The following is a 13,234-nucleotide window of genomic DNA, read 5'->3' on the forward strand; positions in this document are numbered from 1 at the left end:
GACAAGTTCTTTAGAGGCCGGCGGGACGCTGCTGGTCCCCCGATAGCAGTAGGTAGAGCACGGCCATCCGCACCGCGACGCCGTTGGCCACCTGGGCCAGCACGGTGGAGCGCGGCGAGTCGGCGGCGGCCGAGGAGATTTCCAGGCCGCGGTTCATCGGGCCCGGGTGCATGATGATGGTCTCGGTCCCGGGCTGCGCGTCGAGCGCCGCCAGCCGGGCGTCGTCGAAGCCCCAGAGCCGGGAGTACTCGCGGGTGTTGGGGAAGTAGGAGGCGTGCATGCGTTCGCCCTGCACGCGCAGCATCATGACCGCGTCGACGCCGCCGGCCAGCGTGGCGTCCAGGTCGTAGCTGATGGCGCAGGGCCAGGCGTGCGAGCCGTGCGGCAGCAGCGTCGGCGGGGCCACCATGGTGACCTCGGCGCCCAGGGTGCGCAGCAGCCAGAGGTTGGAGCGGGCGACCCTCGAGTGCAGGATGTCCCCGACGATGGCGACCTTCATGCCGGACAGGTCGGCGCCCAGCGGGCTGGTTCCGCGGACCTTGGACCAGTGGGTGCGCAGCGTGAACGCGTCGAGCAGCGCCTGGGTGGGGTGTTCGTGGGTGCCGTCCCCGGCGTTGACCACCGGGGCGTCGATCCAGTCGGTGGCGGCCAGCCGGGCCGGGGCCCCGGAGGCGCCGTGGCGGATGACCACCGCGTCGGCGCCGATGGCCTGCAGCGTCTGCGCGGTGTCCTTCAGCGACTCGCCCTTGGAGACCGAGGAACCCTTCGCGGAGAAGTTGATCACGTCGGCGCTCAGGCGCTTGGCCGCGGCCTCGAAGGAGATGCGGGTGCGGGTGGAGTCCTCGAAGAAGAGGTTGACCACGGTGCGCCCGCGCAGCGCCGGAAGCTTCTTGACCTCGCGGTTGCCCACGGCGGCCATTTCCTCGGCGATGTCCAGGATCCGGATCGCATCTTCGCGCGACAAATCAAGGGTGGAGAGCAGGTGTTTCATGCGGCGGCCTCGATGACGACCTCGTTGTTGTCGGCCCCGTCGACCTCTGAAAGGTGCACGCGCACCTTTTCGGTGGTGGCGGTGGGCAGGTTCTTGCCGACGTGGTCGGCACGGATGGGAAGTTCGCGGTGGCCGCGGTCCACCAGCACCGCCAGGCGGACGATGCGCGGGCGGCCCAGGTCGGCGATGGCGTCCAGGGCGGCGCGGATGGTGCGTCCGGAGTACAGCACGTCGTCGACCAGCACCACGACCTTGCCGTCGATGCCTGAGGCCGGAAGGCGCGTGGGCACCGGGGTGCGGGTGGTGGAGTGGCGCAGGTCGTCGCGGTACATCGTGACATCGAGCTGGCCGGTGATGGCGGCTGCGTCCAGGCCCGGCTCGGTGGCGGCGATGCGCTGCGCCAGCCGCTGGGCCAGGGGGAAGCCGCGGGAGGGAATGCCCAGGAGCACCAGGTCCGCCGTTCCCTTGTTCGCCTCGATGATTTCGTGGGCGATGCGGGTGATGACCCGGTCGATGTCTTCGCTGGAGAGGACAATTCGGGCACTGACGGGCGCCGTGGCACGGGCATGGTTCTGCTCGTTGCTCATGTGCGGCCTCCTTCCCCGCCTCACTGGACGGAATTTAAAGGTTGCTTGCTCCATCAAAATTAGCACAGCGGGTGCTCCACGTAGGATTTGAGACATGCGCGTTACCTCACAGCCTCCGCAGTCCTCCCCGAACTCCGCCCCGCTCGACCCGTGGACCGGTGGCCCGGGCCCCGCGTCCCCGCCGGGCCGCCCCGGCGGCGCACCGGCCTCGCGGACCGGCGGCATCGTGACGCTGGCGCTGGTGGCCTGCACCGCGGTGCTGTTGGGGGTCGCGTGGTTCCTCTCCGGGGTCTTCGGCTCCGGCACGGTGCTGTGGCTCGGTGCACTGGCCATGGTCCCGCTGGCGCTGTGCCTGCTGGGGCTGCGCTGGGTGGACCGCTGGGACCCGGAGCCGCGCGCGCTGCTGGCACTCGGGCTGCTCTGGGGTGCCGGCGTCTCGGTCGCCGGGTCGCTGCTGGTCGGCGACGTGTTCATGGAGCTGTTCTTCGATCCGGCCGGCGGGCTGGAGATGGACCTCTTCGGCGCCGTCGTCCAGGCGCCGATCGTGGAGGAGCTGGCCAAGGGTGTCGGGGTGCTGCTGGTCTTCTGGATCAACCGCGCCCACTTCGACGGGCCCATCGACGGGATCGTCTACGGCGGCATCGTCGGCGCCGGCTTCGCGTTCACCGAGAACATCCTTTACTTCGGGTCCAGCTATGCCGATCCGGGGGCGCCGGGCGAACTGGCGACCGTCTTCGTGCTGCGCGGGCTCTTCTCCCCCTTCGCGCACGTGATGTTCACCGCATGGACGGGTTTTGCGCTGGGGCTGTGCGCCGCCGCGGGCAGGCGGGGCCGCTGGCCGATCTACCTCGGGCTGGGCCTGGTCCCGGCCATCGTCGGGCACTTTTTGTGGAACGGCGGTGTGGGCATCTTCTTCGCCGACTTCCTGAGCTTCTATTTCCTGCTGCAGGTGCCGCTGTTCATCGCCGCGGTCATCGCCGTGATCCTGCTGCAGCGCGGCGAGCGGAGGCTTGCCGAGCAACGCCTGGCGGACTACCGGGGTGCAGGCTGGTTCACCGACGCTGAGGTGGCGATGTTCGCCACGCGGGCCGGGCGGCGCCGGGCCAGGCGCTGGGCCGCCGGCATCGGCCGCGGCCGGCAGATGAAGCAGTTCACCTCGACCGCCATGAACCTTGCCGCGGTGCGCCAGCGCATCGTCGCGGGCCATGCCAGCGGAGCCGACGTGGCCCGGGAGACCGCGCTGCTGCACCAGTCCCACCGGCAGCGGGCGCAGTTGCTCGCCGGGCTCTAGCCGGAGGACCGCGTCCCGGACCCGTCCGGGCTCCGGGACGCGGGCCGGTTACTGGAAAAGCTGCCCCACGCGGGACAGAGTGGTGATGACCCCGTAGGCAAGCGGCACGCCGACCAGCAGCCAGCCGAAGACCAGCCTGCCCACGGCCGGGTTCACCGGTACGTCCATTGCGTCGCCGGAATCATGCCGTTGCGCGTCCATCTAGGCCCCCTTCGTGGTGGAGGCGAGTTCTTCCTCCGGCTCGTGGAATTTCGGATCGACGGGCTTGATGAGCGTGGTGGCGACGAAGCCGATGACCAGCAGCACCACCATGGTCAACAGCACGGGCAGGTAGTTGCCGGCGACCATCGTGCCGGGCTTGCCCTGGGCGTCCAGAAGCCCGTTGACGATCAACGGCCCGGCGATGCCCGCCGCGGACCAGGCGGTCAGCAGGCGCCCGTGGATCGCACCGACCTGGAAGGTGCCGAAGAGGTCCTTGAGGTAGGCCGGCGCGGTGGCGAAGGAGCCGCCGTAGAAGCTGATGATCACCACGGCCATCGCCACGAAGAGCAGCATCGAGCCGCCGCCGAACAGGGCGAGCACCACGTAGAACAGCGCGCCGACGCCCAGGTAGACCATGTAGATGCGCTTGCGCCCGATCACGTCCGAGGTGCTCGACCAGATGAAGCGCCCGGCCATGTTGCCGATGGAGAGCATGCCCACGAACCCGGCGGCCACCGCCGCATTGACCGCGGAGTTCCCGTCGGCGCCGCGGAAGAAGTCCTGGATCATCGGCGAGGCCTGCTCCAGGATCCCGATGCCGGCGGTGACGTTGAGGAACAACGCGATCCAGACGAGCCAGAAGCTGCGGGTGCGGATGGCATTGGCTGCCGAGACCTGCTTGGTGGTGACCATGGCGGAGGCCTTGGCCCCGGTGGCGTCCCAGCCGCGCGGCTTCCAGCCCGGGGCCGGGACGCGGATGTTGGCCACCCCGTACATCATCACCAGGAAGTACACCACGCCCAGGGTGAGGAAGAGCTTGCCGACCGAGGTGCCCGAGGCGATCCAGTCGGCGCCGTCGGTCAGCGGGTCGAACCCGTCGAAGGCCTTGAGCAGCGCGGTGGACATCGGGGAGGCAATCAGCGCCCCGCCGCCGAAGCCCATGATCGCCATGCCGGTGGCCATGCCCGGGCGGTCCGGGAACCACTTCATCAGGGTGGAGACCGGGGAGATGTAGCCGATGCCCAGCCCGATGCCACCGATGAAGCCGTAGCCCAGGTAGAGCAGCCACAGCTGGCCGGTGAAGATGCCCGCGGCGCCGACCAGGAAGCCCGCGCCCCAGAAGCAGGCGGCGACGAACATCGACTTGCGTGGCCCGCTGCGCTCCACCCAGGTGCCCATGACGGCCGCGGAGAGCCCCAGCATCACGATGGCGATGGAGAAGATCACCCCGATGGCGGTCTGCGAGACCTCGAAGTGCCCGATGAGTGCGGATTTGTAGACGCTGGTGGCGTAGGCCTGGCCGATGCACAGGTGGACGGCCAGCGCGGCCGGCGGAATCAGCCAGCGGTTGAAGCCCGGAGGGGCCAGGGAGCGGGAGCGGTCAAGCCAAGTCAACGGGTTCTCCTCGGATCGTGGCGGATGCGGGTGCTATCCGGGCGCTTCACCAAACAGTTTCCGGTTTCCGCTGCCCGCCACACAGTGTGGCACATTTCACGTCCCCTGCCCGGGTCCCACGCCGGGGCGCGTCCCGCGGCGTCCGGGCCGATATTCCGCACGGCACCTGCGCGTTAACGCACCGCGGCCGGCGGGCCCCCGAACGGATCGGGTTCCCGCCGGCCGGCGGTGATGGTGAAGGGCTGCGCGGCTAGGCCAGCAGCGTCGGCTTCATCTGCTGGATGCGGCCGAGCAGGCCGTTGACGAACTCCGGGGACTCGTCGGTGGACAGCTCGCGGACCAGGGCGACCGCCTCGGCCACGGCAACCCCGTCCGGGACGTCGTCGTTGTACAACAGTTCCCAGGTGCCGATGCGCAGCGCGGTGCGGTCCACCGTGGGCATGCGCTCCAGGGTCCAGCCCTTGGAGTAGGAGGAGAGGATCTCGTCGATCCGGTCCAGCTCGCCCATGACGCCCTCGATGAGGGTGACGGTGTACTCGTTGATGGTGATGTCCGTGGCTTCACGGCGCAAACGCATGGCCGCCAGCGGCGAGACATCGCGTTGTTCGGCTTCAAAAAGGATGTCAAGTGCCCGGCGGCGGGCCTTGGCGCGTGCGCTCACTAGGAGACACGCCCCAGGTAATCGCCGGTGCGGGTGTCGACCTTGACCTTGGTGTTCTGCTCGACGAACAGCGGCACCTGGATCTCCACGCCGGTCTCCAGCGTGGCCGGCTTGGTGCCCGCCGAGGAGCGGTCGCCCTGCAGGCCCGGCTCGGTGTAGGTGATTTCCAGGACGACAGAGGCCGGCAGCTCGATGTACAGCGGGGAACCCTCGTGCATCGCGATGGTGGCGTTCTGGCTTTCCAGCATGTAGCCGGCCTGGTCGCCGACGACGGTGCCCGGAACGGTGATCTGGTCGTAGTCGCTCAGGTCCATGAACACGAAGTCTTCGCCGTCCTGGTACAGGTACTGGTAGTCGCGGCGGTCAACGGTGGCGGTCTCGATCTTGGCGCCGGCGTTGTACGTCTTGTCGACGACCTTGCCGGTGATGACGTTGCGCATCTTGGTGCGCACGAAGGCGCCGCCCTTGCCCGGCTTCACGTGCTGGAAGTCAATGATGGTCCAGAGCTGGCCCTCGATCTTGAGGACCTGTCCGTTCTTGATGTCGGTGGTTGATGCCACGATCTACCCTTCTTCCGTATGTCGCCGGGGGCCAGCGGTGCGCACGAAGCGCTCAGCGGCCGGAAGCCGCCGCGTGGGCGGCCTCCCTCAGGCGGGTTGTCAAAAATCCAAGATTAAGTTTAGCGCACGAGTCCGTGCTCCGGGTTTCCCCGCGATGGTGATCTGCCGGACGCCGTGCGTCCTAGCCCTGGGCGGGGTCCTGCAGCGGGATCGGCGCGGTGGCCGGGGCCGGGTGCTGGGCCGCCGCATTCGCCGCCGCCGGGTGCGGGGCGTCGGCCGCTCCGGTATTGGTGTGGGCAAGCACCGATTCCAGGCAGGCGCGCGAGGATTCGACCAGGTGGGCGTCGGCGCCGGCGGCGGTGCGCAGGTCCAGGGCCTTGCGGAAGCGGTTGGCGCCGGCCAGCAGGTCGCCGCTTTCCACGTAGGCGAAGCCCAGGTGCTGCTGCAGGATGGCCTCGTGCTCGGTGTCCTTGAACTCGGTCAGCAGGGCGCGCAGCCGGTTGATGGCCCGGGGTGCGTCGCCCGCGGCCCGGGTCAGCGAGGTGTCAAGCACGCGCATGGCGAAGTTCTGCGGGTCGATGAAGCGGGTCTCGGCGACCAGTTCGCTGGCGGCGCGCAGCTCGCCCTTGGCCAGCAGCACCACCACCTGGGAGCTTGCCTCGCCGGTGCGCAGGGTCGTCTCGGCCAGCGCGGCGTCGGAGATCTCGTGGCGCATCAGGGTGGGGTTCAGCCGCACCCCGGGGATCCCGGATTCGATGTTCTGCCGCGGGGCGCTGTCCAGTCCTCCGGCCGGGACCTGCAGCAGGGCCTGGGTGTGGGTCAGGTGCGTGGCGGTGCTCATTCTGCGATCTCCTGGTAGGCGGCGAACAAGAGGGAGGTGTCGGGGACATCGAGCATGCGCGGGCGCCCGATGCCGTCGAGCACCACGAAGCGCAACAGGTCCCCGCGGGTCTTCTTGTCCCGGCGCATCCCGTCGAGCAGGGTCTGCCAGCGGTCCCCGCGGTAGGTGGTGGGCAGGCCCAGCGTCTTGAGGATGGACAGGTGGCGGTCCGCGACCTCGTCGGAGGTGCGCCCCACGCTGCGGCCCAGCTCGGCGGCGAAGGCCATGCCGATGGACACCGCGGCGCCGTGGCGCATCGAGTAGCGTTCGGCCAGCTCGATGGCGTGGGCCAGGGTGTGCCCGTAGTTCAGGAATTCGCGCTCACCGGATTCGCGCAGGTCGTTGGAGACGACCTTGGCCTTGACCGCGATGGCGCGCTCGATGAGTTCGCGCAGGCGCGGCGAGGTGGCGTCGGTGGCGTCGGCCGGGTCCTCCTCGATGAGCTCCAGGATGCGTTCATCGGCAATGAACCCGCACTTGACGACCTCGGCCAGGCCGGTGACCAGCTCGTTCTTGGGCAGCGTGGACAGGGTGTCCAGGTCCACCAGCACGCCGGCCGGCGGGTGGAAGGCGCCGACGAGGTTCTTGCCCTCGGCGGTGTTGATCCCGGTCTTGCCGCCCACCGCGGCGTCGACCATGCCCAGCAGGGAGGTCGGGATGTGGATGACCTTGGTGCCGCGCAGCCAGGTGGCCGCGACGAAGCCGGCCAGGTCGGTGACCGCGCCGCCGCCGACGGCGACGATGGCGTCCGAGCGGGTGAAGTCGTTCTTGCCCAGCACCTGCCAGCAGAAGGAGGCGACCTCGATGTGCTTGCCCTCTTCGGCGTCCGGGATCTCGGCGCTCATCGCGCCGTAGCCGGCGGCCTCGAGCTCTTCCTTGACGATGTCGCCAGTGGCACGCAGGGCGCGCGGGTGGATGATGAGGACCTTCTTGACACGCTCGCCCAGCAGGCCGGGCAGGCGGCCCAGCAGGCCGTTGCCCACGATCACCTCGTAGTTTTCGGCGGGAGCCGATCCGGTGACCTGAATCGTCGTGGGTGCTGGGTTCATCGTTGGATCCTCCAAAGTGCTGCGTAGCGCGCCGGGGCCGCAGGCCGCTTGCGCGGCGTTGCGTCGGGCCTCCGGCGCGTGAGTGAAAACGCGTCAACCGCTCTTCGCGGGTGACTGGTAGCCATGCTCGGGGCGCGTCAATGCGTCCGTCGCCGAACTTAAGCCTACGTGTTTCGGCCTGCCAGATGGTGTTTCAGTGTCCGGCATCACGGTAGGCAGTGAGTATTGACTCGGCGATTTCCTCCGCCGCCCTCCCCCGGGTGTCGATGCACAATGTCGCGATGGACTCGTAGAGTCCGCTGCGCTGCGCAAAGATCCGGGTCCAGGATTCCATCGGCGTGGCGCCGAGCAGCGGCCGGGTCGTATCGGCCCCGATGCGCGGGGCGACCGTGGCGGCGTCGGTGAGCAGGTACACGCTGAACCCGCCGGCGATGACCGCCCGGTTTTCGGCGGAGAGCACCGAGCCGCCGCCCGTGGCAACGACCGCCGGGGCGCCGGGCGCGTCCGGGTCCGGGCGCACGGCCTCGGCCAGCGCGCGGGCCTCGAAGCGGCGGAAGCCGGCCTCACCGTGGGCGGCAAAAATTTCCGGGATCGGGCCGTTCGCCGCAACAACCACCGCATCGGTGTCGATCAGGGTGGTGCCCAGCAGGCGCGCCAGGATCGCCCCGACGGCGCTCTTGCCGCTGGCCATCGGCCCGATCAGGAAGATCGGGGTGCTCATGGAAGGCGGACCGACCCCAGGTTCTCGGGGATGGCACCGAGGTAGCTGTCCAGGTTCCGCTTGACCTCGGCGAGCGAGTCGCCGCCGAACTTCTCCAGCATGGCCTGGGCCAGCACCAGGGCGACCATGGCCTCGGCGACGACGCCGGCGGCCGGGACCGCACAGACGTCCGAGCGCTGGTGGTGCGCGGTGGTCTCTTCACCGGTGGCGGTGTCGATGGTGCGCAGCGCCCGCGGCACGGTGGCGATCGGCTTCATGGCCGCGCGCACGCGCAGTACGTCCCCGATGCTCATGCCGCCCTCGATGCCGCCGGCCTTGTTGCCCGAGCGGTCGATGACGCCGTCTTCGCCGCGCACGATCTCGTCGTGGGCTGCCGAGCCGCGGCGCGAGGCGGTGAGGAAGCCGTCGCCGACCTCCACGCCCTTGATCGCCTGGATGCCCATGAGGGCACCGGCCAGGCGCGCGTCGAGGCGGCGGTCCCAGTGCACGTAGGAGCCCAGGCCCGGGGGCAGGTTGTAGGCCAGCACCTCGACGATGCCGCCGAGGGTCTCGCCCTCCTTGTGGGCGGCGTCGACCTCGGCCACCATGGCCTCGGAGGTGTCCGCATCGAAGCAGCGCAGCGGGTCCGCATCCAGGGCACGGACGTCGGCGGCGCGCGGCAGCGGGGAGTTTTCCGGGGAGGCGACGGTGCCGACCGAGACGGTGTGGGAGACCAGTTCCACGCCCAGCTGGGCCAGGAAGTTCGCGGCCACCGAGCCCAGCGCCACGCGGGCGGCGGTCTCGCGGGCACTGGCGCGCTCCAGGACCGGGCGGGCGTCGTCGAACCCGTACTTCTGCATGCCGGTGAAGTCGGCGTGTCCCGGGCGCGGGCGGGTCAGCGGCGCATTGCGGGCCATGGAGGCCAGCTCCTCGGGGTCCACGGAGTCCGGGTTCATGACCTTTTCCCACTTGGGCCATTCGGTGTTGCCCACCTCGATGGCCACCGGGCCGCCCTGGGTGACCCCGTGGCGCACCCCGCCCATGAAGGACACCTGGTCCTGTTCGAACTTCATCCGCGCACCGCGGCCGTAGCCCAGGCGCCGACGCGCCAGGGCATCGCGCACATCCTGTGAAGAGATGGCAATGCCCGCGGGCAGTCCCTCGATAATTCCAACCAATGCGGGGCCGTGTGATTCGCCCGCCGTCAACCAACGCAACATGCACTCCATCCTGCCATGTACCCGGGCTCCGATTAGGGCCGGGACAGCCCCACTGCGTCGCACATCACATTTGTGACGTGGCGCCAGTCGGCATCCTGAATTCCTGAAAAGTACTTGACCTGCTCCACGCCCTGGTGCACCAGCATCGACATTCCCGACACGACGGTGCCTCCGGCACCCTCCCAGGCCGCGGCGATCGCCGAGGGCCAGGGGTCGTAGGCGACATCCAGCAGCACGGCCCCGGGGGCCAGCACGCCGGTCCCCCGGTCCAGGCCCAGCGGGACGATGAATGCGTCGGCCGCATGCGCGGGAAGCGTGGAGATGACGGCGCCGTAATGCGCCAGCCTATCCGCGGCCCCGGCGACATCGACCGTTTCGCACGACAGCCCGAGATCCCGGGCCAGGGCCAGGGCGCCGGCGGCGCGTTCGGCATTCCGGACCGCCAGGTCCACGTGCGTGTACCCCAGCAGCGCGCAGGCCTCCAGCGCGGCGAGGGCGGTGTTGCCGGCACCCAGGATCGCGGCGCGGCGTTCCTGCGGCTCGGCGTTCCCGCTGCGCGCGGGCAGCACATCCTCCAGCGCGCGCACGATCCCGTCGACGTCCGTGTTGTGCCCGGTCAGCCGGACGGCCCCGGCAACGTGCTCGACCACCACGGTGTTCAGTGCACCCAGGCGCTTCACCCGCTCGGAAAGCCCGTCCAGGTGCGGGATCAGCGCGGCCTTCAGCGGCATCGTCACCGAGACGCCGACCCAGCCGGGCTCGGTGCGCAGACGGGCCGCGAAGGATGCTGCCTCCTGGGGAAGCATGTCGATCGCGGCGTAGTCGATGTCCACGCCCAGCGCCCGGTAGGCCGCCGAATGCAGCAGCGGCGAGCGGGAGTGCCCAATGGGGTGCCCGAGCACCGCCGCACGCCGGGTGGCCGACGGGGCGCTCACTTGCAAACGTCCGTGTTGGCGGCGCACCAGGCGCGGAATTCGTTCTGGTTCACGCGGTGCTCGGCGTAGGTCTTGGCGAACTTCGTCAGGCCGCTGTTGGTGTCCACCGTGACCCAGTAGTAGTAGTCGTTGGGCGTGGGGTGCGCCGCGGCCTTGATCGCGGGGTCTCCCGGGGAGCCGATCGGCGTCGGCGGCAGGCCCTTGTGCACGTAGGTGTTGTAGGCGTTGCCGGCGTCCTTCTTTTCCTTTTCGCTGATCTGCAGGGTGTACCTGTCCAGTCCGTAGATCACCGCCGAGTCGACCTGCAGCAGCCCGTTGGTCTCGGTGTTGCTGGGGTGCAGGCGGTTCTCCAGCGCACCGGCCACGGTGCCGTAGTCGTTCTGGCGTGCCTCTGCCTGCAGGATCGAGGCGACCTGCAACACGTGGTACTGCTGGTCCGCGTCGGTGACGCCGTTGTCGGTCAGCGTCTTGAGCGTCGCATCGACCAGGGTCTTGAGCACCGTCTTGGCGTCGGTGTCCAGCGGGAAACGGTATTCTCCCGGGTGCAGGTAGCCTTCCAGGTTCGGGATCTCGGGGTTGAGGCCGAAGGCCTCGGGATCCTCGGCGAGGGCCCCGAGCTCAATGGACGACAGGCCGGTGGCCGTGGAGATTTCCTCCAGCACCTGGTTCATGCGGGTGTTTTGCTTGATGGCCACGTAGGACACCTTGGCGGCGGGCTCGCCGATCAGGATCTCCGCCGCGGACAGGGCGGGCATTTCGCGGCGCAGCTCGTAGGTGCCCGGGTGGATCTCGCGGCTCTCGGTCTCCACCAGTTGGATGGCCTCGAGGAACAGCTTGTCGCTGGCCACGATGTCCCGGCTTTCCAGTTCGCGCCCGATTTGCTGGGCACCCCAACCGGATTTGACCTCGAAGCTGACGGCTGCGCCGCCGGGTGCCGGGAAGTCCTGGGGGTTCAGCCGGTCCAAGAGGCCCTGCAGGAAGAGGGCGATGCCGAAGATGACGGCGCAGAAGCCCAGGAGCACCGCCATCACGATCCAGTTGCGGCGCCGACGCCGGGCCCTGCGGGCTTGCGAGGATGTCGAGGAGGAGGTCAGGAACAGGTTCTGGCGTTCGTGCGACCCGTGGTGGTCCGCCGGGTGGGCATCGGGCCCGTTGTGCGGGCCCACGGGAAGGTGCCCGGAGGCGTGGTGGTTGGGTTCGTCCCCGTCGCCTGCCGAAACCGGCGGGTGCGCCGGTTCCCCGTGGGACGGCGGGGCGACTTCACTGACCGCGTCGTTCTCCGGCGTGGCCCGCACCCCGGAAGTTTCCGGCTGCTGCCCACCTGCTGGCTTCAGCCCCGGGCGCGCGTCGATGGCATTCGCGGACGGCTTCGCGCCACCAGCCATTGTCCCGGTCGTTGTCGCAGGCGTGGCTTTCGCGGGGGCCGGAGCCGCCTTCACCACGGGGGGCGTGGACGGGGCCGGCGGCACAAACCGGGCACCGGCCGGTGAAGACACCTTGGCAGCGGCGGCGTCGGGCACCGCCGGGACGGATTCATCCGCGCCGGCTTCCCGGCGGGCATCCTGGTCAAAGGGCGTGCTCCCGGAAGGCCGGGCCGGATTGCGGTCGGTTGCCCGCGGCGCCGAGGAGGCTGAATCGGGGGTCATGGCGCTTCGGGCGGCTGCCGACCTGTCGCGAAGCGGTGCCGCGTTGGCCCGGAGGGTCTGTCGGACGCGTTCGGCCGCGGCGCGCTGGGCCTCGATGGCCTCCTTGCGCGCACGTTGGGCGCTCTGGGTGCGGGCCCGTTGGGCGGCGTCGAGTGCCTTGGTCCGCTCTTCGGCCGCCAGGATTCGGGCGTCCTCGGCCGCTGCGGCGGCCTTGAGGTCGGCCTCGGTCTTGGCCACTTCCGCGGCGGTGGGAGCCGCAGGCGTCTGTGTGCCCGGGACGTCAGCCTGGTGGTGGGCAGCTTCCTGCACCGGGGGCAGCGGCTGCGCCGCGCTGCGAGTGCGCTCTGCATTTTCGCGCGCGGCACGCGCGGCACGCCGGGGCGAAACCCCGGATTCGTGGCGCGGAGAATCGTTGGACGATTCGTTAGTCATGCGGTTTTCTCCCTTGCCCGCAGGCAACGTAGTAGCCGTGGGGCGACGCGGGCCCACTTCTTGAGCCGATTCAGATCTCATGTGATCGTAACCCAAAGCGGGGTCGCCGGGCAGTGCATCCGGGGCGTCGGGGCGCGCCGGATTCCGGCCGGGGGTGGTGGACAGGCCGGGCTCAGTCGTCATCGCCGGGCCCCTGGACGTCCGGGGCAGCCCGCAACCCGGGCGAAAGTTGTCCATTGCGGCGCATTTCGAGCACCTGCTGGAGAATCTCCACGGCTGCGACCTGGTCGACGACGGCCCGGTGCTTGCGCCCGTCCAGTCCGGCCTCGTGCAGGGAACGATGGGCGCTGACGGTGGTCAGGCGCTCGTCCACCAGCCGCACCTCCACGTCCGAACCGGTACGCAGCAGTGCATTAGCCAAGTCACGGGCATAATCGCGGGCCATGGTGGTCGAAGCGGTTTCCCCGCCCGACATCGAGCGCGGCAGGCCGACAAAGATTTGTGCGGCCTCGCGCTCTGCGGCCAGCTTCACCAGGACGGAAATGTCGCTGGACTTCTTCACGTCGCGTTTCAGCGTCTTGACCGGGGTGGCCAGCACCCCGTCGCGGTCGCTGGCCGCGACGCCGACGCGGGCCATGCCCACGTCGACGCCTAACAGCACCCCGGGACGCGGGGTTGGTGCGGAT

The 13,234-nt window shown here is 69.6% G+C and carries 14 protein-coding genes; 1 reads left to right on the top strand and 13 read right to left on the bottom strand.

From position 1 onward, the window contains the following. Positions 1–10: 10 nt before the first annotated feature. Positions 11–991 (bottom strand): aspartate carbamoyltransferase catalytic subunit, encoded by a 981-nt coding sequence (locus tag ACIPVK_RS09260; RefSeq protein ID WP_407611685.1) that lies wholly within the window; start codon positions 989–991, stop codon positions 11–13. Further along, positions 988–1,578, bottom strand: a complete 591-nt coding sequence (pyrR, locus tag ACIPVK_RS09265) for a bifunctional pyr operon transcriptional regulator/uracil phosphoribosyltransferase PyrR (RefSeq protein ID WP_407611686.1) — start codon at positions 1,576–1,578, stop codon at positions 988–990. Before pyrR ends, ACIPVK_RS09260 begins: the two co-directional genes overlap by 4 nt. A gap of 94 nt (positions 1,579–1,672) precedes the next feature. On the opposite strand from pyrR, the gene ACIPVK_RS09270 reads away from it, so the two are divergent. After that, positions 1,673–2,869 (top strand): PrsW family intramembrane metalloprotease, encoded by a 1,197-nt coding sequence (locus tag ACIPVK_RS09270; protein WP_407611687.1) that lies wholly within the window; start codon positions 1,673–1,675, stop codon positions 2,867–2,869. 48 nt (positions 2,870–2,917) lie between these two features. Here ACIPVK_RS09270 and ACIPVK_RS09275 read toward each other — a convergent pair whose 3' ends face one another. The 11 genes from ACIPVK_RS09275 to ruvX all read right to left on the bottom strand — a co-directional run bounded on the left by ACIPVK_RS09275 (position 2,918) and on the right by ruvX (position 13,209). Continuing rightward, the gene (locus ACIPVK_RS09275) at positions 2,918–3,070 is read right to left on the bottom strand and encodes a hypothetical protein (protein ID WP_407611688.1); all 153 of its coding nucleotides are present in this window, start codon (positions 3,068–3,070) and stop codon (positions 2,918–2,920) included. Continuing rightward, positions 3,071–4,465, bottom strand: a complete 1,395-nt coding sequence (locus tag ACIPVK_RS09280) for an OFA family MFS transporter (protein WP_407611689.1) — start codon at positions 4,463–4,465, stop codon at positions 3,071–3,073. Between the two features lie 250 nt (positions 4,466–4,715). Then, a complete protein-coding gene (gene nusB / locus ACIPVK_RS09285; protein WP_407611690.1) occupies positions 4,716–5,126 on the bottom strand; it encodes a transcription antitermination factor NusB in 411 nt (136 codons plus the stop codon). Further along, positions 5,126–5,686 (bottom strand): elongation factor P, encoded by a 561-nt coding sequence (gene efp / locus ACIPVK_RS09290; RefSeq protein WP_407611691.1) that lies wholly within the window; start codon positions 5,684–5,686, stop codon positions 5,126–5,128. Before efp ends, nusB begins: the two co-directional genes overlap by 1 nt. Before the next feature lie 181 nt (positions 5,687–5,867). Next, entirely contained in the window at positions 5,868–6,527 is a 660-nt protein-coding gene (locus tag ACIPVK_RS09295; protein WP_407611692.1) for a hypothetical protein, read from the bottom strand. Beyond that, complete coding sequence (gene aroB / locus ACIPVK_RS09300; protein WP_407611693.1) at positions 6,524–7,615, bottom strand: 3-dehydroquinate synthase; 1,092 nt, start codon at positions 7,613–7,615, stop codon at positions 6,524–6,526. Before aroB ends, ACIPVK_RS09295 begins: the two co-directional genes overlap by 4 nt. Before the next feature lie 193 nt (positions 7,616–7,808). After that, a complete protein-coding gene (locus ACIPVK_RS09305; RefSeq protein WP_407611694.1) occupies positions 7,809–8,336 on the bottom strand; it encodes a shikimate kinase in 528 nt (175 codons plus the stop codon). Continuing rightward, on the bottom strand, positions 8,333–9,535 hold the full coding sequence (gene aroC, locus ACIPVK_RS09310) for a chorismate synthase (RefSeq protein ID WP_407611695.1): 1,203 nt from the start codon (positions 9,533–9,535) through the stop codon (positions 8,333–8,335). Before aroC ends, ACIPVK_RS09305 begins: the two co-directional genes overlap by 4 nt. Positions 9,536–9,567: 32 nt before the next feature. After that, entirely contained in the window at positions 9,568–10,470 is a 903-nt protein-coding gene (locus tag ACIPVK_RS09315) for a shikimate dehydrogenase family protein (protein WP_407611696.1), read from the bottom strand. After that, on the bottom strand, positions 10,467–12,548 hold the full coding sequence (gene mltG / locus ACIPVK_RS09320; RefSeq protein ID WP_407611697.1) for an endolytic transglycosylase MltG: 2,082 nt from the start codon (positions 12,546–12,548) through the stop codon (positions 10,467–10,469). Before mltG ends, ACIPVK_RS09315 begins: the two co-directional genes overlap by 4 nt. 172 nt (positions 12,549–12,720) lie before the next feature. Further along, positions 12,721–13,209, bottom strand: coding sequence for a Holliday junction resolvase RuvX (gene ruvX / locus ACIPVK_RS09325; protein WP_407611698.1), 489 nt, complete (start codon positions 13,207–13,209; stop codon positions 12,721–12,723). Positions 13,210–13,234 lie beyond the last annotated feature (25 nt).

Origin of the sequence: Paeniglutamicibacter sp. MACA_103 (genome assembly GCF_045798555.1) — a bacterium.
Lineage (GTDB): Bacteria > Actinomycetota > Actinomycetes > Actinomycetales > Micrococcaceae > Paeniglutamicibacter.

Coding starts and splice junctions, on each gene's coding strand:
- ACIPVK_RS09260 (WP_407611685.1), bottom strand. CDS start 991: ATGAAACACCTGCTCTCCACCCTTGATTTGTCGCGCGAAGATGCGATC.
- pyrR (WP_407611686.1), bottom strand. CDS start 1,578: ATGAGCAACGAGCAGAACCATGCCCGTGCCACGGCGCCCGTCAGTGCC.
- ACIPVK_RS09270 (WP_407611687.1), top strand. CDS start 1,673: ATGCGCGTTACCTCACAGCCTCCGCAGTCCTCCCCGAACTCCGCCCCG.
- ACIPVK_RS09275 (WP_407611688.1), bottom strand. CDS start 3,070: ATGGACGCGCAACGGCATGATTCCGGCGACGCAATGGACGTACCGGTG.
- ACIPVK_RS09295 (WP_407611692.1), bottom strand. CDS start 6,527: ATGAGCACCGCCACGCACCTGACCCACACCCAGGCCCTGCTGCAGGTC.
- aroB (WP_407611693.1), bottom strand. CDS start 7,615: ATGAACCCAGCACCCACGACGATTCAGGTCACCGGATCGGCTCCCGCC.
- ACIPVK_RS09305 (WP_407611694.1), bottom strand. CDS start 8,336: ATGAGCACCCCGATCTTCCTGATCGGGCCGATGGCCAGCGGCAAGAGC.
- aroC (WP_407611695.1), bottom strand. CDS start 9,535: ATGTTGCGTTGGTTGACGGCGGGCGAATCACACGGCCCCGCATTGGTT.
- mltG (WP_407611697.1), bottom strand. CDS start 12,548: ATGACTAACGAATCGTCCAACGATTCTCCGCGCCACGAATCCGGGGTT.